Source organism: Sphingobium sp. RSMS (assembly GCF_005406185.4).
Lineage (GTDB): Bacteria > Pseudomonadota > Alphaproteobacteria > Sphingomonadales > Sphingomonadaceae > Sphingobium > Sphingobium fuliginis.
Genome location: NZ_CM191257.1, coordinates 3313885 through 3336892 on the forward strand (window position 1 = coordinate 3313885; position 23008 = coordinate 3336892).

At 63.6% G+C, this 23008-nt stretch carries 31 protein-coding genes; 30 read left to right on the forward strand and 1 reads right to left on the reverse strand.

The genetic code is table 11. The features are described 5' to 3' along the window. The first annotated feature begins 162 nt into the window (after nt 1-162). From fusA to EGM87_RS16290, 27 genes are all read left to right on the forward strand, one after another. Nucleotides 163-2235 carry an elongation factor G gene (gene fusA / locus EGM87_RS16160; RefSeq protein ID WP_044661334.1) on the forward strand — a complete coding sequence of 691 codons (2073 nt, stop codon included), beginning with the start codon at nt 163-165 and terminating at the stop codon, nt 2233-2235. Between the two features lie 136 nt (nt 2236-2371). After that, the gene (tuf, locus tag EGM87_RS16165; RefSeq protein ID WP_025547259.1) at nt 2372-3562 is read left to right on the forward strand and encodes an elongation factor Tu; all 1191 of its coding nucleotides are present in this window, start codon (nt 2372-2374) and stop codon (nt 3560-3562) included. A gap of 208 nt (nt 3563-3770) precedes the next feature. Next, the gene (rpsJ, locus tag EGM87_RS16170) at nt 3771-4079 is read left to right on the forward strand and encodes a 30S ribosomal protein S10 (RefSeq protein ID WP_007686587.1); all 309 of its coding nucleotides are present in this window, start codon (nt 3771-3773) and stop codon (nt 4077-4079) included. Nucleotides 4080-4353: 274 nt separating this feature from the next. Further along, nucleotides 4354-5109: a 50S ribosomal protein L3 gene (gene rplC / locus EGM87_RS16175; RefSeq protein ID WP_025547262.1), complete on the forward strand. Its 756-nt coding sequence runs from the start codon at nt 4354-4356 to the stop codon at nt 5107-5109. 2 nt (nt 5110-5111) lie between these two features. Continuing rightward, a complete protein-coding gene (gene rplD, locus EGM87_RS16180; RefSeq protein ID WP_025547264.1) occupies nt 5112-5735 on the forward strand; it encodes a 50S ribosomal protein L4 in 624 nt (207 codons plus the stop codon). After that, complete coding sequence (locus EGM87_RS16185) at nt 5728-6045, forward strand: 50S ribosomal protein L23 (protein WP_007686581.1); 318 nt, start codon at nt 5728-5730, stop codon at nt 6043-6045. The genes rplD and EGM87_RS16185 overlap by 8 nt, the downstream gene beginning before the upstream one ends. Before the next feature lie 2 nt (nt 6046-6047). After that, nucleotides 6048-6884, forward strand: a complete 837-nt coding sequence (rplB, locus tag EGM87_RS16190; RefSeq protein ID WP_007686579.1) for a 50S ribosomal protein L2 — start codon at nt 6048-6050, stop codon at nt 6882-6884. 5 nt (nt 6885-6889) lie between these two features. After that, nucleotides 6890-7168, forward strand: coding sequence for a 30S ribosomal protein S19 (gene rpsS / locus EGM87_RS16195; protein WP_007686576.1), 279 nt, complete (start codon nt 6890-6892; stop codon nt 7166-7168). Continuing rightward, entirely contained in the window at nt 7168-7554 is a 387-nt protein-coding gene (rplV, locus tag EGM87_RS16200; RefSeq protein WP_025547267.1) for a 50S ribosomal protein L22, read from the forward strand. Before rpsS ends, rplV begins: the two co-directional genes overlap by 1 nt. Before the next feature lie 5 nt (nt 7555-7559). Next, nucleotides 7560-8255 (forward strand): 30S ribosomal protein S3, encoded by a 696-nt coding sequence (rpsC, locus tag EGM87_RS16205; protein ID WP_021239758.1) that lies wholly within the window; start codon nt 7560-7562, stop codon nt 8253-8255. A gap of 21 nt (nt 8256-8276) precedes the next feature. Further along, nucleotides 8277-8708 (forward strand): 50S ribosomal protein L16, encoded by a 432-nt coding sequence (rplP, locus tag EGM87_RS16210; RefSeq protein WP_007686573.1) that lies wholly within the window; start codon nt 8277-8279, stop codon nt 8706-8708. A 3-nt stretch (nt 8709-8711) separates the two neighbouring features. After that, nucleotides 8712-8915 (forward strand): 50S ribosomal protein L29, encoded by a 204-nt coding sequence (gene rpmC, locus EGM87_RS16215; protein WP_013847759.1) that lies wholly within the window; start codon nt 8712-8714, stop codon nt 8913-8915. Between the two features lie 15 nt (nt 8916-8930). Beyond that, nucleotides 8931-9194 carry a 30S ribosomal protein S17 gene (gene rpsQ, locus EGM87_RS16220; protein WP_006960320.1) on the forward strand — a complete coding sequence of 88 codons (264 nt, stop codon included), beginning with the start codon at nt 8931-8933 and terminating at the stop codon, nt 9192-9194. Nucleotides 9195-9394: 200 nt separating this feature from the next. After that, nucleotides 9395-9763, forward strand: coding sequence for a 50S ribosomal protein L14 (gene rplN, locus EGM87_RS16225; RefSeq protein WP_007686569.1), 369 nt, complete (start codon nt 9395-9397; stop codon nt 9761-9763). Further along, nucleotides 9763-10074 (forward strand): 50S ribosomal protein L24, encoded by a 312-nt coding sequence (gene rplX, locus EGM87_RS16230; RefSeq protein WP_025547274.1) that lies wholly within the window; start codon nt 9763-9765, stop codon nt 10072-10074. The genes rplN and rplX overlap by 1 nt, the downstream gene beginning before the upstream one ends. Next, entirely contained in the window at nt 10074-10646 is a 573-nt protein-coding gene (gene rplE / locus EGM87_RS16235; protein ID WP_037481563.1) for a 50S ribosomal protein L5, read from the forward strand. Before rplX ends, rplE begins: the two co-directional genes overlap by 1 nt. Before the next feature lie 52 nt (nt 10647-10698). After that, nucleotides 10699-11004, forward strand: coding sequence for a 30S ribosomal protein S14 (rpsN, locus tag EGM87_RS16240; RefSeq protein WP_025547277.1), 306 nt, complete (start codon nt 10699-10701; stop codon nt 11002-11004). Nucleotides 11005-11016: 12 nt separating this feature from the next. After that, nucleotides 11017-11412 (forward strand): 30S ribosomal protein S8, encoded by a 396-nt coding sequence (gene rpsH / locus EGM87_RS16245; RefSeq protein ID WP_025547278.1) that lies wholly within the window; start codon nt 11017-11019, stop codon nt 11410-11412. Beyond that, nucleotides 11412-11945, forward strand: coding sequence for a 50S ribosomal protein L6 (gene rplF / locus EGM87_RS16250; protein WP_025547280.1), 534 nt, complete (start codon nt 11412-11414; stop codon nt 11943-11945). The genes rpsH and rplF overlap by 1 nt, the downstream gene beginning before the upstream one ends. A gap of 1 nt (nt 11946) precedes the next feature. After that, nucleotides 11947-12300 (forward strand): 50S ribosomal protein L18, encoded by a 354-nt coding sequence (gene rplR, locus EGM87_RS16255; protein WP_025547282.1) that lies wholly within the window; start codon nt 11947-11949, stop codon nt 12298-12300. A gap of 2 nt (nt 12301-12302) precedes the next feature. After that, on the forward strand, nt 12303-13019 hold the full coding sequence (gene rpsE / locus EGM87_RS16260; protein WP_044661335.1) for a 30S ribosomal protein S5: 717 nt from the start codon (nt 12303-12305) through the stop codon (nt 13017-13019). Nucleotides 13020-13025: 6 nt separating this feature from the next. Continuing rightward, complete coding sequence (rpmD, locus tag EGM87_RS16265; RefSeq protein ID WP_013847753.1) at nt 13026-13202, forward strand: 50S ribosomal protein L30; 177 nt, start codon at nt 13026-13028, stop codon at nt 13200-13202. Between the two features lie 155 nt (nt 13203-13357). Next, on the forward strand, nt 13358-13882 hold the full coding sequence (rplO, locus tag EGM87_RS16270) for a 50S ribosomal protein L15 (RefSeq protein ID WP_025547286.1): 525 nt from the start codon (nt 13358-13360) through the stop codon (nt 13880-13882). 250 nt (nt 13883-14132) lie between these two features. After that, nucleotides 14133-15497 carry a preprotein translocase subunit SecY gene (gene secY, locus EGM87_RS16275; RefSeq protein WP_013847751.1) on the forward strand — a complete coding sequence of 455 codons (1365 nt, stop codon included), beginning with the start codon at nt 14133-14135 and terminating at the stop codon, nt 15495-15497. A gap of 48 nt (nt 15498-15545) precedes the next feature. Further along, complete coding sequence (locus tag EGM87_RS16280; RefSeq protein WP_048576451.1) at nt 15546-16202, forward strand: adenylate kinase; 657 nt, start codon at nt 15546-15548, stop codon at nt 16200-16202. Between the two features lie 96 nt (nt 16203-16298). Beyond that, nucleotides 16299-16838, forward strand: a complete 540-nt coding sequence (locus EGM87_RS16285; RefSeq protein WP_137709573.1) for an SRPBCC family protein — start codon at nt 16299-16301, stop codon at nt 16836-16838. Between the two features lie 171 nt (nt 16839-17009). Next, nucleotides 17010-18050, forward strand: coding sequence for an acyltransferase family protein (locus EGM87_RS16290; RefSeq protein WP_137709572.1), 1041 nt, complete (start codon nt 17010-17012; stop codon nt 18048-18050). Between the two features lie 177 nt (nt 18051-18227). On the opposite strand, the gene EGM87_RS16295 is transcribed toward EGM87_RS16290, so the two are convergent. Further along, nucleotides 18228-18872 carry a glutathione S-transferase family protein gene (locus EGM87_RS16295; protein WP_137709571.1) on the reverse strand — a complete coding sequence of 215 codons (645 nt, stop codon included), beginning with the start codon at nt 18870-18872 and terminating at the stop codon, nt 18228-18230. Between the two features lie 498 nt (nt 18873-19370). Here EGM87_RS16295 and EGM87_RS16300 point away from each other — a divergent pair, with 498 nt between their 5' ends. From EGM87_RS16300 to EGM87_RS16310, 3 genes are read left to right on the forward strand one after another with little or no spacing between them, the layout of a single operon-like run. Beyond that, complete coding sequence (locus tag EGM87_RS16300) at nt 19371-21326, forward strand: ribonucleoside-diphosphate reductase subunit alpha (protein ID WP_137709570.1); 1956 nt, start codon at nt 19371-19373, stop codon at nt 21324-21326. A 22-nt stretch (nt 21327-21348) separates the two neighbouring features. Continuing rightward, nucleotides 21349-21804: an endonuclease domain-containing protein gene (locus tag EGM87_RS16305; RefSeq protein ID WP_137709569.1), complete on the forward strand. Its 456-nt coding sequence runs from the start codon at nt 21349-21351 to the stop codon at nt 21802-21804. Between the two features lie 5 nt (nt 21805-21809). Further along, nucleotides 21810-22865: a ribonucleotide-diphosphate reductase subunit beta gene (locus tag EGM87_RS16310; protein ID WP_025547297.1), complete on the forward strand. Its 1056-nt coding sequence runs from the start codon at nt 21810-21812 to the stop codon at nt 22863-22865. Nucleotides 22866-23008 lie beyond the last annotated feature (143 nt).

The window sequence follows — 23008 nt, forward strand, 5'->3', positions numbered from 1 at the left end:
AAAAGGCGAAGCGGGCGCCCATATCGTCCGCTTCCTCTCATGGTTTCGAAAAATCGGTCCGTTCGCCACGGGTGGCTACCCATGGCGGACGGATTGGTTTAGGGGCCACGCGCAGATTTAACGAATCCCCAACCGCCGGCGCGCCGGCAACGGAGAAGCATCATGGCCCGCAGCCATCCGCTCGAACGCTATCGCAATTTCGGTATCATGGCGCATATCGACGCCGGCAAGACCACCACGACCGAGCGTATCCTTTACTATACCGGCAAGTCCTACAAGATCGGCGAAGTCCATGACGGCGCCGCCACCATGGACTGGATGGAGCAGGAGCAGGAGCGTGGGATCACCATCACGTCGGCTGCGACGACCTGCTTCTGGAACGATCATCGCCTGAACATCATCGACACCCCCGGCCACGTCGACTTCACCATTGAAGTCGAGCGTTCGCTGCGCGTGCTCGATGGCGCGGTCGCCGCGTTCGACGGCGTCGCGGGCGTTGAGCCGCAGTCGGAAACCGTGTGGCGCCAGGCGGACAAGTACAAGGTTCCGCGGATGTGCTTCATCAACAAGCTCGACCGCACCGGCGCCAACTTCTATTATTGCGTGCAGACGATCATCGACCGTCTGGGCGCCACCCCGGCCGTCCTCTATCTGCCCATCGGCGCGGAATCGGACTTCAAGGGCCTGGTCGACCTGGTCGAGAACCGCGCCATCATCTGGAAGGATGAGAATCTGGGCGCCGAGTTCACCTATGAGGAGATTCCGGCCGACCTCGCCGACAAGGCCGCCGAATATCGCGAGAAGCTGATCGAGCTCGCCGTCGAACAGGACGACGATGCGATGGAAGCCTATCTGGAAGGCAATCTGCCCGACGTCGCCACGCTCAAGAAGCTGATCCGCAAGGGCACGCTGGGCCATGCCTTCGTGCCGGTGCTGTGCGGTTCGGCGTTCAAGAACAAGGGCGTGCAGCCGCTGCTCGACGCGGTGGTCGACTATCTGCCCTCGCCGCTCGACATTCCCGACGTTCAGGGCATCAACCCCGATACCGACGAGCCCGACAGCCGCAAGACGGCCGACGATGCGCCCTTCTCGGGTCTGGCGTTCAAGATCATGAACGACCCGTTCGTGGGTTCGCTCACCTTCCTGCGCGTCTATTCGGGCACGCTGACCAAGGGCAGCTATCTGAACTCGGTCAAGGACAAGAAGGAAAAGATCGGCCGCATGCTCCTCATGCACGCCAACTCGCGTGAGGACATCGACACCGCCTATGCCGGCGACATCGTCGCCCTGGCGGGCCTCAAGGAAACCACCACCGGCGATACGCTGTGCGCCGAGCGCCAGCCGATCATCCTGGAGCGGATGGAATTCCCCGAGCCGGTGATCGAGCTGTCGGTCGAACCCAAGACCAAGGCCGACCAGGAAAAGATGGGCATCGCGCTCAACCGCCTGGCCGCCGAGGATCCGTCCTTCCGCGTCTCGACCGACCACGAATCGGGCCAGACCATCATCAAGGGCATGGGCGAACTGCACCTCGAAATCCTCGTCGACCGCATGAAGCGCGAGTTCAAGGTCGAGGCCAATGTCGGCGCGCCGCAGGTCGCCTATCGCGAATATCTCGCGAAGAAGGTCGACATCGACTACACCCACAAGAAGCAGTCGGGCGGCTCGGGCCAGTTCGGCCGCGTCAAGGTCACCGTCATCCCCGGCGAGCGCGGTTCGGGCTACCAGTTCTTCGACGAGATCAAGGGCGGCAACATCCCGCGCGAATATATCCCGTCGGTGGAAAAGGGCTTCCGCGAGACGGCCGAGACCGGTCATCTCATCGGCTTCCCGATCATCGACTTCGAAGTCCACCTGACGGACGGCGCCTATCACGACGTCGACTCGTCGGCCCTGGCCTTTGAAATCTGCGCCCGCGGCGCCATGCGCGAGGCGGCCGCCAAGTCGGGCATCAAGCTGCTTGAACCGATCATGAAGGTCGAGGTCGTGACCCCGGAGGAATATCTGGGCGACGTCATCGGCGACATGAACAGCCGCCGCGGCCAGATCCAGGGCACCGACAGCCGCGGCAACGCGCAGGTGGTCGAGGCGATGGTCCCGCTGGCCAACATGTTCGGCTATGTGAACCAGCTTCGCTCGTTCACCCAGGGGCGCGCGAACTACTCGATGATCTTCTCGCACTATGACGAAGTGCCGCAGAATGTGGCGGACGAGGTCAAGGCGAAGATGGCCTGATGAATTTCCCGGGCCGGGCCGCGCAAGCGGCTCGGTTTTGGGCTGGCATTCTCTAAATTTGCTGCTATGGACGCGCCTTCGCGAGGCGCGGCCGAGCGGTCAGACCAAAGCTGATTTGATTAGAAGGTAGGATAAAATGGCTAAGGCTAAGTTTGAGCGGAACAAGCCGCACTGCAACATCGGCACCATCGGTCACGTCGACCATGGCAAGACCTCGCTGACCGCGGCGATCACCAAGGTGCTCGCCGAAACCGGCGGCGCGACCTTCGTCGACTATGCCAATATCGACAAGGCGCCCGAAGAGCGCGAGCGCGGCATCACCATCTCGACCGCCCACGTCGAATATGAGACCGAAGCCCGTCACTACGCGCACGTCGACTGCCCGGGTCACGCCGACTACGTCAAGAACATGATCACCGGCGCGGCCCAGATGGACGGCGCGATCCTCGTCGTTTCGGCCACCGACGGCCCGATGCCGCAGACCCGCGAGCACATCCTGCTCGCCCGCCAGGTCGGCGTGCCGCAGCTCGTCGTGTTCATGAACAAGGTCGACCTCGTCGACGATCCGGAAATCTTGGAACTGGTCGAGCTGGAAATCCGCGAGCTGCTGTCGTCCTACGACTTCGACGGCGACAACATCCCCGTCATCCCCGGTTCGGCCGTCAAGGCTCTGGACGGTTCGAACGACGAAATCGGCAAGAACGCCGTTCTGAAGCTGATGGCCGCTGTCGACTCGTTCATCCCGCAGCCGGAGCGTCCGGTCGATCGTCCGTTCCTGATGCCGATCGAAGACGTGTTCTCGATCTCGGGTCGCGGCACCGTCGTGACCGGCCGCGTCGAGACCGGCATCGTCAAGGTTGGCGAGGAAGTCGAGATCGTCGGTCTGAAGGATACCCGCAAGACCACCGTGACCGGCGTCGAAATGTTCCGCAAGCTGCTCGATCAGGGTGAGGCCGGCGACAACATCGGCGCGCTGATCCGTGGCGTGGGCCGTGAAGAAGTCGAGCGCGGTCAGGTTCTGGCCAAGCCCGGCACCATCACCCCGCACACCGAGTTCGACGCGGAAGTCTACGTCCTGTCGAAGGAAGAAGGCGGCCGTCACACTCCGTTCTTCGCCAACTATCGTCCGCAGTTCTACTTCCGCACCACCGACGTGACCGGCGAAGTGATCCTGCCCGAGGGCACCGAGATGGTCATGCCCGGCGATAACGTGAAGCTCGGCGTGAAGCTGATCGCCCCGATCGCGATGGACGCGGGTCTCCGCTTCGCCATCCGCGAAGGCGGCCGCACCGTCGGCGCAGGGGTTGTCGGCACGATCTCGAAGTAATATAGGACCGCAGCGGCGCGAATCGCCTGATTCGCGCCGCTGAGTTTTTTACCGCCCCGGATCGCCTTTCTCCGGCTCCAGTCGAGCTAGAAGGGCAAGGAACGGGGCGGATATTTTTTGGTTGGCGCATTTTCATAAATCATCGGCTGCTCCGGCTGATTTCTGAAAATGCTCCGGGTTTTGGCTCTTTCGCATCGGTACAGGAACAATGGACAGCAACATCCGCATTCGCCTCAAGGCGTTCGATCATCGCGTGCTCGATCAGGCGACCGGCGACATCGCCGACACCGCCCGCCGCACCGGCGCCCTTATCCGCGGTCCGATTCCCCTTCCGACGCGCATCGAAAAGTTCACGGTCAACCGTGGCCCGCACATCGACAAGAAGTCGCGCGAGCAGTTCGAGGTCCGCACCTACAAGCGCATGCTTGACATTGTGCAGCCGACGCCGCAGACGGTCGACGCGCTGATGAAGCTGGATCTGGCTGCCGGCGTGAACGTCGAAATCAAGCTGGCCTGAAGCCGGCAAGTCCCTGCCAACCCGCAAGGTGGGCAGGGTATCGGGCATTCCGCTGGCCGGAAGCTCAAAAGACACAGGGATACCGCACGGCCTCTCCGGTGAACCGGAAAGGGCTCGTGGTCCTGGTCCCCCGTCGCTGGTCCCGAATAGGGGTCGGCATCCAACCCGGACGGGGTGATCTATATTGGGGTTGGGCCGCGAGGGAGAAATCCTGAGCGGTTTTTTCGTTGGATACGCCCGCTGCTAAGGCGGGCCTCTATGGGAGTAATCGGTGATGCGCACAGGCGTGATCGCTAAGAAAGTCGGGATGACCCGTCTGTTCCAGGAGGACGGACGTCATATTCCGGTTACGGTTCTGGCCCTTGAGGGCAATCAGGTCGTGGCCCGCAAGGAAACCGATCGCGACGGCTATGTCGCGGTTCAGCTCGGTGCGGGCGTCGCGAAGGTCAAGAATGTCGCCAAGCCGCAGCGCGGTCACTTCGCCAAGGCGGAAGTGGAGCCGAAAGCGCGCCTGGTCGAATTCCGCGTTGCCGAGGATGCGCTCCTCGATGTCGGCGCCGAGATCGCGGCCGACCACTTCATCGCCGGCCAGCTGGTCGACGTTGCCGGCCACACCCAGGGTAAGGGTTTCGCCGGCGCCATGAAGCGCTGGGGCTTCGGCGGTATGCGCGCCACCCACGGCGTCTCGATCAGCCACCGTGCCCATGGTTCGACCGGTAACCGTCAGGACCCGGGCCGCGTCTTCAAGAACAAGAAGATGGCCGGTCACATGGGTGACCGCGAGCGCACCCAGCAGAATCTCGAAATCGTCCGCACGGACGTCGAGCGCGGCCTGCTGTTCGTCAAGGGCAGCGTCCCCGGCGCCAAGGGCACCTGGCTGACCGTCTGCGACGCCGTCAAGGTCAAGCGTCCAGCCGACGCTCCCTATCCGGCGAGCCTGAAGCAGGCTGCCAACAGCAACAACGCTCCGGCCGAAACGCCCGCTGAAGAAGCGGCCGCTCCCGAAGCGACCGAAGGCCAGGAGGGCTAATCATGAAGGTCAAGGTACAGACCCTCGATGCCGCAGCCGCCGGTGAAGTGGAACTGAACGATGCCGTGTTCGGCGTCGAACCCCGCACCGACATCCTGCACCGCGTCGTCACCTGGCAACTCGAAAAGCGTCGCGCCCCGGCCCGCGCCACCCGCGAGCGTTCGGACGTTGCCCGCACCGGCAAGAAGTTCGGCCGCCAGAAGGGCGGCGGCACCGCCCGTCACGGCGACCGCAAGGCGCCCGTGTTCATCGGCGGTGGTAAGGCGCACGGCGCCCGCGCCCGCACCTTCGGCCACGACCTCAACAAGAAGGTTCGTGCGCTCGGCCTGAAAATGGCCCTGTCGTCGAAGGCCAAGGACGGATCGCTGATCGTTCTCGACAATCTCGACGTGGCGGAAGGCAAGACCAAGGCTCTGGTCGCGCACCTCGCCAAGCTGAACCTCAACAAGGCTCTGTTCATCGACGGCGACGCGGTGAACGTCAGCTTCGCGAAGGCTTCGGCGAACATCGTCGGCGTGGACCTGCTGCCGGCCGTCGGCGCCAATGTCTACGACATCCTTAAGGCGGATTCGCTGGTGCTGACGCGCGCCGCGGTCGAAAAGCTGGAGGCGCGTTTCAATGGCTAAGAAAGAAGCCGCGACCGTCGACAACCGTCATTATGACGTCGTTGTCGCGCCGGTCATCACCGAGAAGTCGACCCTTCTCTCCGAGAACAACGCCGTGGTCTTCAAGGTCGCCAACGATGCGTCGAAGCCGGAGATCAAGGCCGCCGTCGAAGCCATTTGGGGCGTGACGGTCAAGAGCGTGAACACGCTGGTCGCCAAGGGCAAGACCAAGAAGTGGAAGGGCAAGCCCTATACGCGCTCGGACGTCAAGAAGGCGATCGTTCGCCTGGCCGATGGCCAGTCGATCGACATCACCGAAGGAGTGCGCTGACCATGGCGCTTAAGAGCTACAACCCGACCAGCCCCGCCCAGCGCGGCCTGATCCTCGTCGACCGCAGCGCGCTGCACAAGGGCAAGCCCGTCAAGGCGCTGACCGAAGGCAAGCGCAAGACCGGCGGCCGCAACAACAAGGGTCATGTGACCTCGCGCGGCATCGCCGGCGGTCACAAGCAGCGCTACCGCATCATCGACTTCAAGCGTCGCCTGTGGGACGTCGAGGGCACGGTCGAGCGTCTGGAATATGACCCCAACCGCACCGCCTTCATCGCGCTGGTCAACTATCCCGACGGCACCCAGGCCTATATCCTGGCGCCGCAGCGTCTGGCTCCCGGCGACAAGGTCGTCGCGGGCAAGAAGACCGACGTGAAGCCGGGCAATGCGATGGAACTCGGCCAGATGCCGGTCGGCACCATCATCCACAATATCGAGATGAAGCCCGGCAAGGGCGGTCAGCTCTGCCGTTCGGCGGGCACCTATGCCCAGCTCGTCGGCCGCGATCGTGGCATGGTGATGGTCCGCCTGTCCTCGGGCGAGCAGCGCTACATCCGTTCGGACTGCATGGGCACCGTCGGTGCCGTGTCGAACCCGGACAACGCCAACACCAATCTCGCCAAGGCCGGTCGCAATCGCTGGCTCGGCAAGCGTCCGCTGACGCGCGGTGTGGCGAAGAACCCGGTCGACCACCCGCATGGCGGTGGTGAAGGCCGGACCTCGGGCGGCCGTCATCCGGTCACGCCCTGGGGCAAGCCGACCAAGGGTGCGCGCACCCGCCACAACAAGGCGACGGACAAGTTCATCATCCGTAGCCGCCACGCGAAGAAGAAGAGGTAAGCGAGATGGCTCGTTCCGTCTGGAAAGGTCCGTTCGTGGACCTCAGCCTTCTGAAGAAGGCGGAAGTGGCGCAGGACGCCGGTGGCCGTTCGGGTCCGATCAAGACCTGGTCGCGCCGTTCCACCATCCTGCCGCAGTTCGTCGGCCTGACGTTCAACGTCTATAACGGCCGCAAGCATGTGCCGGTCTCGGTGAACGAGGACATGGTGGGTCACAAGCTGGGCGAATTCGCCCCGACCCGCTACTTCCCCGGCCACGCCGCCGACAAGAAGGGCAAGCGCTAATGAGCAAGGAAAAGGCTCCCCGTCGCGTTGCTGACAATGAGGCGCTGGCCGTCGGCACGCAGATCCGCGGTTCGGCCCAGAAGCTGAACCTGGTCGCCACGCTCATCCGCGGCCGCAAGGTCGAGGACGCGCTGAACATCCTCGCCTTCTCGAAGAAGGCGATGGCGGTCGACGTGCGCAAGGTGCTGGCTTCGGCCATCGCCAATGCGGAAAACAATCATAATCTGGACGTCGACTCGCTGGTCGTCGCGGAAGCATCGGTGGGCAAGAGCTTCACCATGAAGCGCTTCCACGCTCGCGGCCGCGGCAAGTCGACCCGGATCCTGAAGCCCTTCAGCCGCGTGCGCATCGTCGTTCGCGAAGCAGCTGAAGAAGCGGAGGCGTAAGAGACATGGGTCACAAGAGCAATCCGATCGGTCTGCGTCTGCAGATCAACCGTACCTGGGACAGCCGCTGGTTCGCGGAAGGCGCCGACTATGGCCGCCTGCTGCTGGAGGATCTGAAGATCCGCCAGTATATCATGAAGAACCTGCCGCAGGCCGCGATCTCCAAGGTCGTGATAGAGCGTCCCGCCAAGCTGTGCCGCGTGTCGATCTACGCTGCCCGCCCCGGTGTCATCATCGGCAAGAAGGGCGCGGACATTGAGAAGCTGCGCAAGAAGCTGGGCAGCCTGACCTCTTCGGACGTCAGCCTGAACATCGTCGAGATCCGCAAGCCGGAAATCGACTCCAAGCTCGTCGCGCAGGGCATTGCCGACCAGCTGGAGCGCCGCGTGGCGTTCCGCCGTGCAATGAAGCGCGCGGTGCAGAGCGCCCTGCGTCTCGGCGCCGAAGGCATCAAGATCACCTGCGGCGGCCGTCTGGGCGGCGCGGAGATCGCCCGCGTGGAATGGTATCGCGAAGGCCGCGTTCCGCTGCACACGCTGCGCGCGAATGTCGACTATGCCGAAGCCGAAGCGCACACCGCTTATGGCGTCTGCGGCATCAAGGTCTGGATCTTCAAGGGCGAAATCCTTGGTCACGATCCGATGGCTACCGACCGGCTGATGCTGGAGGCTCAGACCTCCGGCGTGCGCCCGGCGCGCTGAGAATAAGGTAGGTATAGCGTCATGCTGCAACCGAAGAAAATGAAGTTCCGCAAGACCTTCAAGGGCCGGATCAAGGGCGACGCCAAGGGCGGTTCGGCCCTGAACTTCGGCGCTTACGGTCTGAAGGCTCTGGAACCCGAGCGCGTCACCGCCCGCCAGATCGAGGCGGCCCGCCGCGCGATCCAGCGTCACCTTCGCCGTCAGGGCCGTCTGTGGATCCGCGTGTTCCCTGACGTGCCGGTGTCGAAGAAGCCCGCCGAAGTCCGGCAGGGCAAGGGCAAGGGTTCGGTCGAATATTGGGCGGCCCGCGTCAAGCCCGGCCGCATCCTGTTCGAACTGGACGGCGTTCCCGGCCCGCTCGCAGCAGAGGCCTTCTCGCGCGCCGCGATGAAGCTGCCCATCAAGACCAAGGTCGTTGCCCGCCTCGGCGACACCTCGCACCTGGAGGGCTAAGCCGTGGCGAACGTTGCCGACCTCAAGACCAAGACGGACGACGAACTGTCGACCGAACTCAACAACCTGAAGCGCGAGCAGTTCAACCTGCGCTTCCAGGCGGCCACCAACCAGCTGGAAAAGCCCAGCCGCGTGCGTGAAGTCCGCCGGTCGATCGCGCAGATCAAGACCCTTCAGTCCGAGCGTTCGCGCTCGGCTGCGAAGTAAGAAGGAAATCACACGATGCCCAAGCGCGTGCTGACGGGAACGGTGGTTTCCGACAAGACCGACAAGACGGTGGTGGTTCGCGTGGAGCGCAAGGTTAAGCATGCGCTCTACGGCAAGATCATCCGCCGTTCGAAGAAGTACCATGCCCATGACGAGGGCAATGTCTACAAGGAAGGCGAAACGGTCCGCATAGAGGAGACCGCTCCGATTTCCAAGCTCAAGACCTGGAAGGTCATCGAGCGCGTGGACACCCACAAGTCGCCGGAAACGGCGGCCTGAGGGAGGCTCGCTGAGCCTTTGAAGAAAAGTGTCGCGCGGGGCTGGCCTTTTCCGCCTGGAAAGGGTACAGGCCCGCGCTTCGCGTAGAGTCAGATGGCTCCTCAAAGGAGAGTCAGATGGTTCGCCAAGGGCTCTAGTGCAGTGAAATTCGGAACCGCCGGGAATTGTCCCGGTAGGCCAAATAAGAAGGAACCGGATCCATGATCCAGATGCAATCCAATCTTGACGTCGCTGACAACAGCGGCGCCAAGCGCGTCCAGTGCATCAAGGTGCTGGGCGGCTCGAAGCGTCGCTTCGCGAGCGTGGGCGACATCATCGTCGTCTCGATCAAGGAAGCTGCGCCTCGTGGCAAGGTGAAGAAGGGTGACGTGCACCGCGCCGTCATCGTGCGCACCGCCAAGGACGTGCGTCGCGCTGACGGTAGCGTGATTCGCTTCGACGGCAATGCCGCCGTGCTGATCAACAAGAACGAGGAGCCGATCGGCACCCGTATCTTTGGCCCGGTCGTTCGCGAACTGCGCGCCAAGAAGCACATGAAGATCATCTCGCTCGCCCCCGAGGTGCTGTAATGAGCGCTGCCAAGATCAAGAAGGGCGACAAGGTCGTCATCCTGGCCGGCAAGGACAAGGGCCGCACCGGCGCCGTCCTGCAGGTGCTGCCGAAGGAGGACAAGGTCCTCGTCGAAGGCATCAACGTGCATGCGCGTCACCGCAAGCCCGACCAGGCGAACCCGCAGGGCGGCATCGAGCGCAAGCCCGCGCCGCTCCACATTTCGAACGTCGCTGTCGCCGACAAGGATGGCAAGCCGACCCGCGTCCGCTTCGAGGATCGCGACGGCAAGAAGGTCCGTGTCGCCGTCAAGTCCGGTGAGGTGCTGTAATGAGCGACAAGTACATCCCGCGCTCGAAGGCGCTCTATGACGCCGAAATCGCCAAGGCGATGACCGAGAAGTTCGGTTACAAGAACGTCATGGAAGTGCCGAAGATCGAGAAGATCACGCTCAACATGGGCGTTGGCGAAGCCACGCAGGACAAGAAGAAGGTCACTTCGGCCGCCGAGGAAATGGAACTGATCGCCGGCCAGAAGCCGGTCATCACCAAGGCCCGCAAGTCGATCGCGCAGTTCAAGCTGCGTGAAGGCATGCCGATCGGCGCCAAGGTCACGCTGCGCCGCGAGCGCATGTATGAGTTCCTTGATCGCCTGATCAACATCGCTCTGCCCCGCGTGCGCGACTTCCGCGGTCTCAACCCGAAGAGCTTCGACGGCCGCGGCAACTATGCCTTCGGCATCAAGGAGCAGATCATCTTCCCCGAGATCAACTATGACCGCATCGACAAGGTGCGCGGCATGGACATCATCGTGACCACCACGGCGAAGACGGACGAGGAAGCGCGCGAACTGCTGCGTCTCTTCGGCTTCCCCTTCCCGCTCGAAGAGAAGCAGGCGGCCTGAAAAGGTCCCGCTTCTCTTTCCAACCGTTAGGCTAAGAAAGAGAACTTAAGTCATGGCGAAACTGAGTTCGATCAACAAGAATGAGCGCCGCAAGAAGCTGGTGAAGAAATATGCCGGCCGCTATGCGAAGCTCAAGGCGATCGCAGCCGATACCGCGCTCGACGACACGGAGCGTCTGATCGCGCGTCTGAAGATGGCGGAAATCCCCCGCAACGGCAACCCGACCCGCGTGCGCAATCGCTGCGAGCTGACGGGCCGTCCCCGGGCCTATTACCGCAAATTCCGTCTCTGCCGCGTGCAGTTGCGTGATCTGGCCAACAAGGGCCTGATCCCCGGCGTCACCAAGTCGAGCTGGTAAGGATCATTTGAGATGGCATTGACCGATCCCCTGGGTGATATGCTCACCCGCATCCGCAACGGGCAGCAGGCGAAGAAGGACAGCGTTGTGTCCCCCGCTTCGAAGCTCCGCGCCCGCGTGCTCGACGTGCTGCAGCGCGAAGGCTATATCCGCGGCTATTCCGAGGAACTGCTCGGCAAGCATGCCGGCCTGCGCATCGAGCTGAAATATTTCGAGGGCCAGCCGGCGATCAAGCATGTCGCCCGCGTGTCCAAGCCGGGCCGCCGCGTCTATTCGGGTTCCAAGGAACTTCCCGTCGTGCGCAACGGCCTTGGCATCACCATTGTCTCGACGCCCAAGGGCGTTCTGTCCGACGCCGAAGCGCGCGAGCAGAATGTCGGCGGCGAAGTGCTGGCGGAGGTGTTCTGATGAGCCGTACTGGTAAGAAGCCGGTTGCCGTCCCCGCGGGCGTCACCGCGGCCATCGCCGACGGCCAGCTTTCGGTGAAGGGTCCCAAGGGCACCCTGTCGCTGCCGCTGGCCGACGAAGTCACCTACAGCATCGAGGAAGGCTCGATCGCGGTGAAGCCTGCCAATGACAGCAAGCGCGCCCGCGCTTTCTGGGGCATGCAGCGCACGCTGATCCAGAACCTGATCACCGGCGTGACGGAGGGCTTCTCGAAGAAGCTGCTGATCACCGGTGTCGGCTACCGCGCCAATGCCCAGGGCAAGACCCTGAAGCTGCAGCTCGGCTATTCGCATGACGTCGACTTCGCGGTGCCCGAAGGCATCGAGATCAAGACCCCGGACAACACCACGGTCGAGATCAGCGGCATCGACAAGCAGCAGGTGGGTCAGGTTGCCGCCGAGATCCGCCGCTGGCGCAAGCCCGAACCCTATAAGGGCAAGGGCATCAAGTACGCCGGCGAGTTCATCTTCCGCAAGGAAGGGAAGAAGAAGTAAGATGGCAAAGCTTTCCCTCTTCGCGCGGCGTCGCCGCCGCGTCCGCACCGCGCTCAAGGCTGTTTCGGGCACCCGTCCGCGCCTCAGCGTCCACCGTTCGGGCCGTCACATCTACGCCCAGATCATCGACGATGCGCAGGGCAAGACCCTGGCCGCCGCGTCGACCCTGGACAAGGATGTCCGCGGCAATACCGGCGCCACCGCCGATGCCGCTGCGGATGTCGGCAAGCGCGTTGCCGCTGCGGCGACCGCCGCCGGCGTCACCCGGGTCGTCTTCGACCGTGGTGGCTTCCTGTTCCATGGCCGCGTCAAAGCGCTGGCCGATGCGGCCCGTGAAGCCGGGCTGGAGTTCTGATCATGGCTGACGAAAACGATATCCAGGCCCAGCCGGGCGCACCCGCGGCCGTTGAAGGCGGCGAGCAGACCGAAGGCCGGGGTCCCGGTCGGGGCCGTGGCCGTGGCGGCGACCGCAACCGTGGCGAGCGTGGCGGCCGTGGCCGTCGCGACGACCGTCGCGGCAATCGTGACGAGGAACAGGGTGAGGAGCTGATCGAGAAGCTGGTTCACATCAACCGCGTCTCGAAGACGGTGAAGGGCGGCAAGCGCTTCGGTTTCGCCGCTCTGGTCGTCGTTGGTGACGGCAAGGGCCGTGCGGGCTTCGGCCATGGCAAGGCGCGCGAAGTGCCCGAAGCCATCAGCAAGGCGACCGCTTCGGCGAAGAAGGCGATGGTCCGCGTTCCGCTGAAGGAAGGCCGCACCCTGCACCATGACGGCAAGGGCCATTTCGGCGCCGGCAAGGTGACCGTGCGTTCGGCGCCTGCCGGTACGGGCATCATCGCGGGCGGTCCGATGCGCGCCGTGTTCGAAAGCCTCGGCGTCGCTGACGTCGTGACCAAGTCGAACGGCACGTCGAACCCCTACAACATGATCCGGGCGACCTTCGAGGCGCTGGGTGAACAGGTCAGCCCCAAGGCGGTGGCGCAGCGTCGCGGCAAGAAGGTTGCCGACCTGCTCCGTCGCGGCGGCGCCTCGGCCGAAGTCGCCCAGGCGGATGCCGAAGCGATTGCGGAGTAAGACATCATGGCGAAGATCAAGATCAAGCAGATCGGCTCACCGATCCGCCGTCCCGAAGCCCAGAAGAAGATTCTGATCGGCCTCGGCCTTGGCAAGATGCACCGCGTGGTGGAGCTGGAAGACACTGCGGAAGTCCGCGGCGCCATCGCGAAGCTGCCCCATATGGTGGCGGTGGTGGACTAAACCGTCATCCCGGCGCAAGCCGGGATCTCAAACCGCTGGGCGCTTCTTCCAACGGGATGTGCCCAGCCTCACGAGGCCCCGGCATTCGCCGGGGCTCCAGCCCGGTCCTGGTGGATCGGGCCTTCGCGCGAACATAGCGAAAGCGAGTGCAGATTATGACCAAGCTTAACGAACTCAATGACAATGCCGGCGCCCGCAAGGGCCGGATGCGCGTCGGCCGTGGTATCGGCTCGGGCAAGGGCAAGACCGCCGGTCGCGGCCAGAAGGGCGCGAAGGCGCGTTCGGGCGTCAGCATCAACGGCTTCGAAGGCGGCCAGATGCCGCTCCACATGCGTCTGCCGAAGCGCGGCTTCAACAACATCTTCGCCAAGGATTACGCGATCGTGAACCTCGGCGCGGTGCAGAAGGCGATCGACGCCGGCAAGCTGGACGCCAATGCCACCATCGACCACGCGGCGCTGAAGGCGGCCGCCCTGGCCCGTGGCGGCAAGGATGGCGTGCGTCTGCTCGGCAAGGGCGAGCTGACGGCCAAGGTCAACCTGCTCGTCGCCGGCGCGTCGAAGGGCGCTGTCGAAGCCGTCGAAAAGGCTGGCGGCAAGGTCGAAGTGATCGCCGTCGTTCCCGCCGCTGAAAAGGCCGCCGCCAAGAAGGGCAGCGCCAAGGCCGCGAAGAAGGCGTGAATTAAGCCGTAAGGCTTGCAAGCATGGCCCCGCTGCCCGATATGGGTGAGCGGGGCCACGTGTTTTGGGGACTCCGGAACCCTCGACGTCCGTATCGAGTGGAGGCTGAGCCTGTCGACAGGCGCAAGGCCATTCGGAATGGACGGGGTGCAATTCCCGGTTCGACAGCGCCCCATCGCCCCGCTAAGGGGTTAGCGATTCCGCTCCGGGCTTTCCAAATCCCGGCAAGATGTTTTGAAGGGCAGCCAAGATGGCATCGAGAGCCGACCAGCTCGCATCCAATCTCAGCCTGGCGAAGTTCAGCCAGGCGACCGACCTCAAGAAGCGCCTGTGGTTCACCCTGGGCGCGCTGATCGTTTTCCGCTTCCTGAGCTTCGTGCCGCTGCCGGGCGTCGATCCGACCGCGTTGTCGCAGCTTTACAAGCAGACCAATGGCGGCATCCTCGACATCTTCAACACCTTCTCGGGCGGGTCGCTCTCGCGCATGAGCCTGATCGCGCTGGGCGTGATGCCTTATATCACGGCGTCGATCGTGGTGCAGCTCGCCGCCTCGCTCTCGCCGCAACTCGCGGCGATCAAGAAGGAAGGCGAAAGCGGCCGCAAGAAGCTGAACCAATATACCCGCTACGGCACGGTGGGCCTGACCGCCGTCCAGGGCTATTTCATCGCCGTGGGGCTGGAAAGCTTCGGCGCCCAGTCGGGCGTGCAGGCGGTGGTCGATCCGGGCTATCTGTTCCGCGTCGCGGCGGTGATCTCGCTGATCGGCGGCACCATGTTCCTGATGTGGCTGGGTGAGCAGATCACCTCGCGCGGCATCGGCAACGGCGTCTCGCTCATCATCATGGCGGGCATCGTCGCGCAATTGCCGGTGACGCTCAGCAACCTGTTCAAGTCGAGCAGCACGGGCGCGATTTCCGGCCTGGTCATCTTCCTGGTGATCGTTCTGGGCTTCGGCCTCATCGCCTTCATCTGCTTCATGGAGCGGGCGCAGCGCCGGGTGCTGATCCAATATCCCAAGCGCCAGACGCGCCAGGGCCTGATGCAGGCCGACCGCAGCCATCTGCCGCTGAAGGTCAACACGGCGGGCGTGATCCCGCCGATCTTCGCCAGCTCGCTGCTGCTGATGCCGCTCACCGTCTCGCAATTCGCCGGCCAGACCGTGGCGGGCGAGAGCAGGCTGGGCGATTTCGTGCTGACGCTGAACCAGTATCTGTCGCACGGCAGCCCGGTCTATATGGCGCTCTACGGTCTCGGCATCGTCTTCTTCTGCTTCTTCTACACCGCCGTGGTGTTCAATCCGGAAGAGACGGCCGACAATCTGAAGCGCAATGGCGGCTTCATTCCCGGCATCCGTCCGGGCAAGAACACCGAAAATTATCTCGACTATGTGCTCACCCGGATCACGGTGATCGGTGCGGCCTATCTGGCCTTCATCTGCCTGGTGCCGGAATTCGTGATCGCCCGGGCGGGCATTCCCTTCTACCTTGGTGGGACTAGCCTGTTGATCGTCGTCAATGTTACGGTCGACACCGTGACGCAGATCCAGAGCCACCTGCTCGCCCATCAATATGGGGATCTGATCAAGAAGGCGAAGCTGAAAGGGCGTCTGCGCTAAGCAGCGCGGAACGTTAAAAAGCGCGAAGAACAGGGGAGAATGCGCGACATGAATATCATTCTGCTCGGCCCTCCGGGCGCCGGCAAGGGAACGCAGGCGACGCGCCTGGTGGATAGCCGGGCCATGGTGCAACTCTCGACCGGCGACATGCTGCGCGCGGCGGTGAAGGCCGGGACGCCCATCGGCCTCAAGGCCAAGGCGGTGATGGAGGCCGGCGAACTGGTGTCGGACGAGATCGTCTCCGGCATCATCGGGGAGGCGCTGGATGCCCTGGCGCCCGAAACCGGCGTGATCTTCGACGGCTATCCGCGGACCGAGGCGCAGGCCCATTCGCTGGACGGCATATTGGCCGACCGCAACCGCACCCTAGACCATGTGATCGAACTGGAAGTGAACGAGGATGCCCTGGTAGAGCGCATCACCGGCCGCTTCACCTGCGCGACCTGTGGCGAGGGCTATCACGACAGCTTCAAGCAGCCCAGGGTCGAGGGCGAGTGCGACAAGTGCCATGGGCACGAGTTCAAGCGCCGTCCCGACGACAATGAGGAGACCGTCCGCACCCGCATGGCCGAATATCGCGCCAAGACCGCGCCGATCCTGCCGATCTACGAAGCGCGCGGCATCGTCTCGCGGGTCGACGGCATGGCCGATATGGACGATGTGACGGTCGCGATTGCCGCCATATTGGACGGCAAAGGCGCCTGACACCTCTCCGTTCGCGCCGGATTGTCGCATTCGGCCGCTCGGCAAATGCGGCAATCGGCATTAGGCTACCCTCCTGATCAGGGAAGGGAAGGCGCGATGGGAAAGCATCGGATATGGATATGGGCTGGCGTGGCGATGGCTGCGCCGGCCCATTCTGCCGTCACGGGCAGCAGCGATCATGGCTTCGCCGTGGAGAACAGCGTCCACATCTCCGCCGACGCGGCCACCGTCTATCGGCTGTTGGGGCAGCCGGGGCGCTGGTGGAGCGGGCAGCATACATATAGCGGCGACGCCGCCAATCTCAGCCTCGATCCCATAGCCGGCGGCTGCTTTTGCGAGAAGGTGCCGGGAAAGGACGGCAGGCCGGGCAGCGTCGAACATGGCCGCGTGATCCAGGCGCAGCCCGACAGGCAGTTGCGCCTGTCCGGAGCGCTGGGGCCTTTGCAGGCGGAGGCGGTGACCGGCACGCTCACCTACGACATTGCGCCCGACGGCCAGGGCGCGCGTGTCGGGATGAGCTATGTCGTCGGCGGCTATCTCCGCACCGGTGCGGCGGGCATCGCTCCGATCGTCGACAGGGTGCTGGCCGAACAGTTGCAGGGGCTGAAACGCGCCGCGGAAGCAGGCGGGCAATAGCTTTCCATCCCGGTTGCCCCGCTGACGCGCAATGCCATGCCAGCCGATAGGCCAACGGGCGCGCAACGGGCCTCGTCGCGCCACCGCCGCTTTTTTCCGGAAATGCCGCCGAGCTGCGCGTTAACCACGATATTAACGGTATGATTGCTGTTCTGTTGCTATGGCGGACTCATGACGGGGCCGCGCCCTTCCACCCGCCGCCTGACGGAATTGGACGCCTTGCGGGGGCTGGGCGCGCTGTGCGTGCTCGTCTTCCACTATTCGACGCGCTTCCATGAGCTGTTCCCCCAGGCGGCCCATGTGCCCTTCCGCTTTCTGGGCGGCAATTACCGGGTGCTGCTGTTCTTCGCCATCTCCGGCTTCGCGATCTTCTTCACGCTCGATCGCATCCGCACCACCGCCGATTTCCTGATCAACCGTTTCGCCCGGCTCTATCCCGCCTATCTGGTCGCCATGCTGCTGACGCTGGGCGTCGAATATCTGGCCCATGTCTCGCAACTGCTGATCGGGCCGGGCGCGATCCTGGCCAATGTCACCATGCTGCAGGGCTTCGCCTTCCTGCCGGAGGTCGACGGCGCCTATTGGACGCTGACGGTAGAGATCGCCTTCTATGTCTGCATGCTGTCGATCTGGAAGTGGACGGGCCTTAGGCGGCTGGAACCCGTACTGCTCGCCTGGCTGGCCCTGCGCTGGCTCTATGCGCTGTGGCCGGGCATGCCGGAGCGGATCGTGATGCTGCTGGTGCTGCGCTACGTGCCCTTCTTCATCATCGGCATATTGTCCTATCGCGTCTGGGCAGGGCAGCGGAGCTGGCGGCAACAGGCGCCCTATGCCGCGCTTGCGCTGCTGTCGATCGCGACGATCGACAGCCCGGACATCATGCTGACCGGCCTCCTGCTGCTCGCTGCCTTCGCAGCGCTGAACGCCGGGCGGCTGCACTTCCTCAGCCTTCGTCCGCTCGTCTGGATGGGGGGTATCAGCTATTCCTTCTACCTCATCCACCAGCATGTCGGTTTCGTCGTGATGCTCAAGATGGCGGAGGCGGGATATAGCCCCTGGGCGGGATTTGCGGCGGCGTTCGCCGTGGCGCTGGCGCTGGGCACGCTGATCAACCGGCTGGTCGAGCGGCCGGCTGGCGAGGCGATATTGGGCTGGTGGCGCCGTCGCCGGGAACGCGCCGCGCCGCGCGAGACGGCGCCGAGCCGGGCCTGAGGCGATTCGGAAGCGCTGCCCGATCACTAAGGCCTAAAGCCAATCGACATTCAGAAGATGACGAGCCGAAAATGATGGTTTTCCGTGACCCGGAGCGCAGCCTACTCAAGGTAGGTGAGCACCGGAAGCACGGAAAAGCGTCATTTGCAGGCCGTCAGGGCTGAATGTCGATTGGCTCTAATCCGCAAAGGGAAACATGGACCACCAGGGCTGCTTCTCCCGCAGCACCCGGGCAAAGCTTTCCCGCGCCTCCAACCGTTCCAGATAGGCGCGCAGCCCCGGAAAGCCCCCGCGCATCGGCTCGATCTTGTCGGCATAGAACAGCGCCGGGGCCGCCGCGCAATCGGCCAAGGTGAAATCGTCGCCCGCCGCCCAGCGCCGCCCCGCCATCCGCGCCTCCAGCAACGCATAGGCCTTGCCCAGCATTCGCCGCGCCTCCCCCACGCCATGGGAATCGCGGGCCACGCCCTCGGGCCGGATCTTGTCCGCGACGATCGCCTGCATCGGCGTCATCACATAGAGGTCGAACAGCCGGTCCATCAGCCGCACCTCCTGTGCCGCGTCGGCATCCTCGGGAATCGGCCGGAAGGGGCCGGGATGATGCCGTCCCAGATATTCGACGATGATGCTGGTTTCCGCGACCGTCCTGTCCCGCGCCTCGTCCCGCAGCACGGGGAACTTCCCCAGCGGCCACAGCGCCAGCCACGCCTCCGCAACGGCCGGATCGTCCAGCATGCGCGCCTCGAAAGCCGTGCCGTTCTCGTAAAGGGCGATCAGCACCTTCCAGCTGCAGGAGGAGAGGGGGTGGTAATAGAGAATCATGTCGGCTCCTCTCGTCGGCCATGGGTTCGTGCCATTCCGTTCCCCTGTCTTGTCATCCATCCGTCACGAAGCGCCAAGCGCGGAATCGCCCGGCCCGGGGAATTGCGTGGCAAGCCAAATTTATTTTCCGCGCCAAATTGTCCCTCTTGCCTTTTGCAAAGCCAAGGAAAGTCCGTGCGTCGCTGCGCTGCGCCGTGCCGGACCGTCGATGAAATGAGTCTCCGCGTCGATGAACCGAGTCCCCGAACTGTCATTTACCCCCTTGAAAGGAAATGAAGCTGTGGCACTATCCCTTGTATCGGGTTAACGGGGGTTACCCAACAGATTGTGATCGCACCAACCGGGCCGGTTCCCGGAGGGAGGCTGTTTTTGCCCTTGCGATCGCGTCTGCTGGCCCCATCTCCGTGCCTGACCGGGTCGATAATGCTACATTCGTTCGGCCCGGCCGGCAGTGGCTTGACCGAATCGAACGAAACAGGAACATTCGGGGAGCTGGTCATGGATTTTCGAGACAGCGAACAGGTGAGTGCAAGCGACGTGGCAACCGTGATTGACGAAGTGGTCGAAACCGTGGCGGACAAGAAGAAGGCTCCCGCTCCTTCGGACCAGGCGCTGGCCCCCAAGGCCGATCCCACGCCGGGCTCGTCAACCGTGCTGGAACGCCGTTTCCATGTCGTGACCGACGCCAGCCGCGACGCGCTGCTGACCGATTTCGGCAAGGACACGCTGCAGGACCGCTATCTGCTGCCCGGCGAGAGCTATCAGGACCTGTTCGCCCGCGTCGCCGCCGCCTATGCCGACGACGCCGACCATGCCCAGCGCGTCTACGACTATATCTCGCGCCTCTGGTTCATGCCCGCGACGCCTGTCCTGTCGAACGGCGGCACCGGCCGCGGCCTGCCCATCAGCTGCTATCTGAACTCGGTCGACGACAGCCTGGAAGGCATCGTCAACACCTGGAACGAGAATGTCTGGCTCGCCAGCCGGGGCGGCGGCATCGGCACCTATTGGGGCAATGTGCGCGGCATCGGGGAGCCGGTGGGCCTCAACGGCAAGACCAGCGGCATCATCCCCTTCGTCCGCGTGATGGACTCGCTGACCCTCGCGATCAGCCAGGGCAGCCTGCGCCGCGGCTCGGCCGCCTGCTATCTCGACATCTCCCATCCGGAGATCGAGGAATTCCTGGAAATCCGCAAGACGTCGGGCGACTTCAACCGCAAGGCGCTGAACCTGCACCACGGCGTCCTGCTGACCGACGAGTTCATGGAGGCGGTGCGCGACGGCAAGGACTTCGCCCTGCGCAGCCCGAAGGACCAGTCGGTGCGCGGCAGCGTCAACGCCCGCGCCCTGTTCCAGAAACTGGTGGAGGTCCGCCTCGCCACCGGCGAACCCTATATCGTCTTCAACGACACCGTGAACCGCACGATGCCCAAGCATCACCGCGATCTGGGGCTCAAGGTGTCGACCTCCAACCTCTGCTCCGAAATCACTTTGCCGACGGGTCGCGACCATATCGGCAATGACCGCACGGCCGTCTGCTGTCTTTCCTCCCTCAATCTCGAAACCTGGGATGAGTGGAAGGACGACAGGCAGTTTGTCGAGGATGTCATGCGCTTCCTCGACAATGTGCTGCAGGACTATATCGACCGCGCGCCGCCGGAAATGGCGCGGGCGAAATATAGTGCGAGCCGTGAACGGTCGGTGGGCCTGGGGGTGATGGGGTTCCACTCCTTCCTCCAGGCCCGGGGACTTCCCTTCGAAGGCGCGATGGCCAAGTCGTGGAACCTGCGCATCTTCAAGCACATCAACGAGAAGGTGAACGAGGCCTCGATGCAGCTCGCGGTTGAGCGCGGTCCGTGCCCGGACGCCGCCGACATGGGCGTGATGGAGCGCTTCTCCTGCAAGATGGCGATCGCGCCCACCGCGTCGATCAGCATCATCTGCGGCGGCGCGTCGGCCTGCATCGAACCGATCCCGGCGAACATCTACACCCACAAGACGCTGTCGGGCAGCTTCGCGGTCAAGAACCCCTATCTCGAAAAGCTGCTGGTCGAAAAGGCGAAGGACTCGACGGCCGTGTGGAATTCGATCCTGGAAAAGGGCGGCAGCGTCCAGCATCTCGACTTCCTGACCCAGGAAGAAAAGGATGTGTTCAAGACCAGCTTCGAGATCGACCAGCGCTGGCTGCTCGAACTGGCCGCCGACCGCACGCCCTATATCGACCAGGCGCAGTCGCTGAACCTGTTCATCCCCGCCGACGTGGAGAAATGGGACCTGCTGATGCTCCACTACCGGGCGTGGGAGTTGGGCATCAAGTCGCTCTATTATCTCCGCTCCAAGTCGGTCCAGCGCGCCGGCTTCGCGGGCGGGGTGGAAGCGGACAACACCATCGACGCCCCCAAATTCGAAATCGGCGAGACCACCGACTATGACGAGTGCCTCGCCTGCCAGTGACCCGATAATTTCCTTTCCCCTTGTGGGAGAGGAAGGGGCCCGCGCGGCAAAGCCGCGTGGGAAGGTGAGGGGTAAGGCCCCAAACCCGACGATCGCCCGTGCGAGAGAACTGCGCCGCAACGCCACGGATGCTGAGAAGCTGCTCTGGAAGCATCTCCGCCAAAAGCTGTCCGCAGCGAAGTTCCGCCGCCAGGTTCCCATCGGCCCCTATTTCGCAGACTGCGCCTCTCATGCCGCCCGCCTGGTCGTCGAACTGGATGGCGGCCAACATGAAGAAGCGGCAGATGCGCCCCGCACGGCCTTCCTCGAACGGGAAGGCTATCGCGTGATCCGCTTCTGGAACCATGACGTGATGCAGAATCTGGAAGGCGTGCTGGCAACCATCGCCGCCTTCACCCCTCACCCTCCCATCGCCGACGCGATGGGCCCCTCCCTCTCCCACAAGGGGAGAGGGTCTGGTATAAGTTTCGCGGAGTAAAAACCATGCCCCTTCTTCAAGCCAGCAAGGTCTACAAGCCCTTCGAATATCCCTGGGCCTATGAGTTCTGGAAGCGCCAGCAGCAGCTCCACTGGCTGCCGGAGGAAGTGCCCCTGGGCGAGGATTGCCGCGATTGGGCGCAAAAGCTCAGCGACCATGAACGCAACCTTCTGACGCAGATTTTCCGCTTCTTCACCCAGGCGGACGTGGAGGTGCAGGACTGCTACCACGAAAAATACGGCCGCGTGTTCAAGCCGACCGAAATCAAGATGATGCTGACCGCCTTCAGCAACATGGAAACGGTCCACATCGCGGCCTATTCGCACCTGCTCGACACGATCGGCATGCCGGAAAGCGAATATAGCGCCTTCATGCAGTATAAGGAGATGAAGGACAAACACGACTATCTCCAGCAGTTCGGCGTCGACACGGACGAGGACATCGCCAAGACGCTGGCCATGTTCGGCGGCTTCACCGAGGGGCTGCAGCTTTTCGCCAGCTTCGCGATGCTGATGAACTTCCCGCGCTTCAACAAGATGAAGGGCATGGGCCAGATCGTGAGCTGGTCGGTCCGCGACGAGACGCTGCACTGCGAGGGCATCGTCCGCCTGTTCCACGCCTTCGTGAAGGAACGCGACTGCCTGACCCCGGCGGTCAAGGACGACATCATGGACATGTGCCAGAAGACCGTCCGCATCGAGGACGCCTTCGTCGACCTCGTCTTCGAAATGGGCCCGGTGCCCGGCATGACGCCCAAGGACATCAAGAAATATGTCCGCTACATCGCCGACTGGCGCCTGGGGCAATTGGGCCTGAAGCCCATCTACATGATCGACGAGCACCCGCTCCCCTGGCTGACTCCGCTGCTGAACGGCGTGGAGCACGCCAATTTCTTCGAAACCCGCGCCACCGAATATTCGAAGGCAGCGACCCGCGGCCAGTGGAACGACGTGTGGGATGCGTTCGACCGCCGCTCCAAGCTCAAGGGCGGCACCGCCGCCAATGCGGATGAAGCGGGCGATCCAGATATGTTCAAGGCCGCCGGGATCGCGGCGGAATAATCATGACAGGCGAAAAGGCGGCACCGCTCCCACGGTGCCGCCTTTCGGTCCAAGGCAATGCTTCCCGGCCGTCCCCGCCGGCCGGCAAGCTGACCCCCGTATGAACGCTCTGTTTTGTTCCGTTCATGCAACGTTTATCTGCT

Excerpts from the sequence above, each read along its gene's own strand:
- fusA (WP_044661334.1), top strand. The coding sequence starts at position 163 with ATGGCCCGCAGCCATCCGCTCGAACGCTATCGCAATTTCGGTATCATG.
- tuf (WP_025547259.1), top strand. The coding sequence starts at position 2,372 with ATGGCTAAGGCTAAGTTTGAGCGGAACAAGCCGCACTGCAACATCGGC.
- rpsJ (WP_007686587.1), top strand. The coding sequence starts at position 3,771 with ATGGACAGCAACATCCGCATTCGCCTCAAGGCGTTCGATCATCGCGTG.
- rplC (WP_025547262.1), top strand. The coding sequence starts at position 4,354 with ATGCGCACAGGCGTGATCGCTAAGAAAGTCGGGATGACCCGTCTGTTC.
- rplD (WP_025547264.1), top strand. The coding sequence starts at position 5,112 with ATGAAGGTCAAGGTACAGACCCTCGATGCCGCAGCCGCCGGTGAAGTG.
- EGM87_RS16185 (WP_007686581.1), top strand. The coding sequence starts at position 5,728 with ATGGCTAAGAAAGAAGCCGCGACCGTCGACAACCGTCATTATGACGTC.
- rplB (WP_007686579.1), top strand. The coding sequence starts at position 6,048 with ATGGCGCTTAAGAGCTACAACCCGACCAGCCCCGCCCAGCGCGGCCTG.
- rpsS (WP_007686576.1), top strand. The coding sequence starts at position 6,890 with ATGGCTCGTTCCGTCTGGAAAGGTCCGTTCGTGGACCTCAGCCTTCTG.
- rplV (WP_025547267.1), top strand. The coding sequence starts at position 7,168 with ATGAGCAAGGAAAAGGCTCCCCGTCGCGTTGCTGACAATGAGGCGCTG.
- rpsC (WP_021239758.1), top strand. The coding sequence starts at position 7,560 with ATGGGTCACAAGAGCAATCCGATCGGTCTGCGTCTGCAGATCAACCGT.
- rplP (WP_007686573.1), top strand. The coding sequence starts at position 8,277 with ATGCTGCAACCGAAGAAAATGAAGTTCCGCAAGACCTTCAAGGGCCGG.
- rpsQ (WP_006960320.1), top strand. The coding sequence starts at position 8,931 with ATGCCCAAGCGCGTGCTGACGGGAACGGTGGTTTCCGACAAGACCGAC.
- rplN (WP_007686569.1), top strand. The coding sequence starts at position 9,395 with ATGATCCAGATGCAATCCAATCTTGACGTCGCTGACAACAGCGGCGCC.
- rplX (WP_025547274.1), top strand. The coding sequence starts at position 9,763 with ATGAGCGCTGCCAAGATCAAGAAGGGCGACAAGGTCGTCATCCTGGCC.
- rplE (WP_037481563.1), top strand. The coding sequence starts at position 10,074 with ATGAGCGACAAGTACATCCCGCGCTCGAAGGCGCTCTATGACGCCGAA.
- rpsN (WP_025547277.1), top strand. The coding sequence starts at position 10,699 with ATGGCGAAACTGAGTTCGATCAACAAGAATGAGCGCCGCAAGAAGCTG.
- rpsH (WP_025547278.1), top strand. The coding sequence starts at position 11,017 with ATGGCATTGACCGATCCCCTGGGTGATATGCTCACCCGCATCCGCAAC.
- rplF (WP_025547280.1), top strand. The coding sequence starts at position 11,412 with ATGAGCCGTACTGGTAAGAAGCCGGTTGCCGTCCCCGCGGGCGTCACC.
- rplR (WP_025547282.1), top strand. The coding sequence starts at position 11,947 with ATGGCAAAGCTTTCCCTCTTCGCGCGGCGTCGCCGCCGCGTCCGCACC.
- rpsE (WP_044661335.1), top strand. The coding sequence starts at position 12,303 with ATGGCTGACGAAAACGATATCCAGGCCCAGCCGGGCGCACCCGCGGCC.
- rpmD (WP_013847753.1), top strand. The coding sequence starts at position 13,026 with ATGGCGAAGATCAAGATCAAGCAGATCGGCTCACCGATCCGCCGTCCC.
- rplO (WP_025547286.1), top strand. The coding sequence starts at position 13,358 with ATGACCAAGCTTAACGAACTCAATGACAATGCCGGCGCCCGCAAGGGC.
- secY (WP_013847751.1), top strand. The coding sequence starts at position 14,133 with ATGGCATCGAGAGCCGACCAGCTCGCATCCAATCTCAGCCTGGCGAAG.
- EGM87_RS16280 (WP_048576451.1), top strand. The coding sequence starts at position 15,546 with ATGAATATCATTCTGCTCGGCCCTCCGGGCGCCGGCAAGGGAACGCAG.
- EGM87_RS16285 (WP_137709573.1), top strand. The coding sequence starts at position 16,299 with ATGGGAAAGCATCGGATATGGATATGGGCTGGCGTGGCGATGGCTGCG.
- EGM87_RS16290 (WP_137709572.1), top strand. The coding sequence starts at position 17,010 with ATGACGGGGCCGCGCCCTTCCACCCGCCGCCTGACGGAATTGGACGCC.
- EGM87_RS16295 (WP_137709571.1), bottom strand. The coding sequence starts at position 18,872 with ATGATTCTCTATTACCACCCCCTCTCCTCCTGCAGCTGGAAGGTGCTG.
- EGM87_RS16300 (WP_137709570.1), top strand. The coding sequence starts at position 19,371 with ATGGATTTTCGAGACAGCGAACAGGTGAGTGCAAGCGACGTGGCAACC.
- EGM87_RS16310 (WP_025547297.1), top strand. The coding sequence starts at position 21,810 with ATGCCCCTTCTTCAAGCCAGCAAGGTCTACAAGCCCTTCGAATATCCC.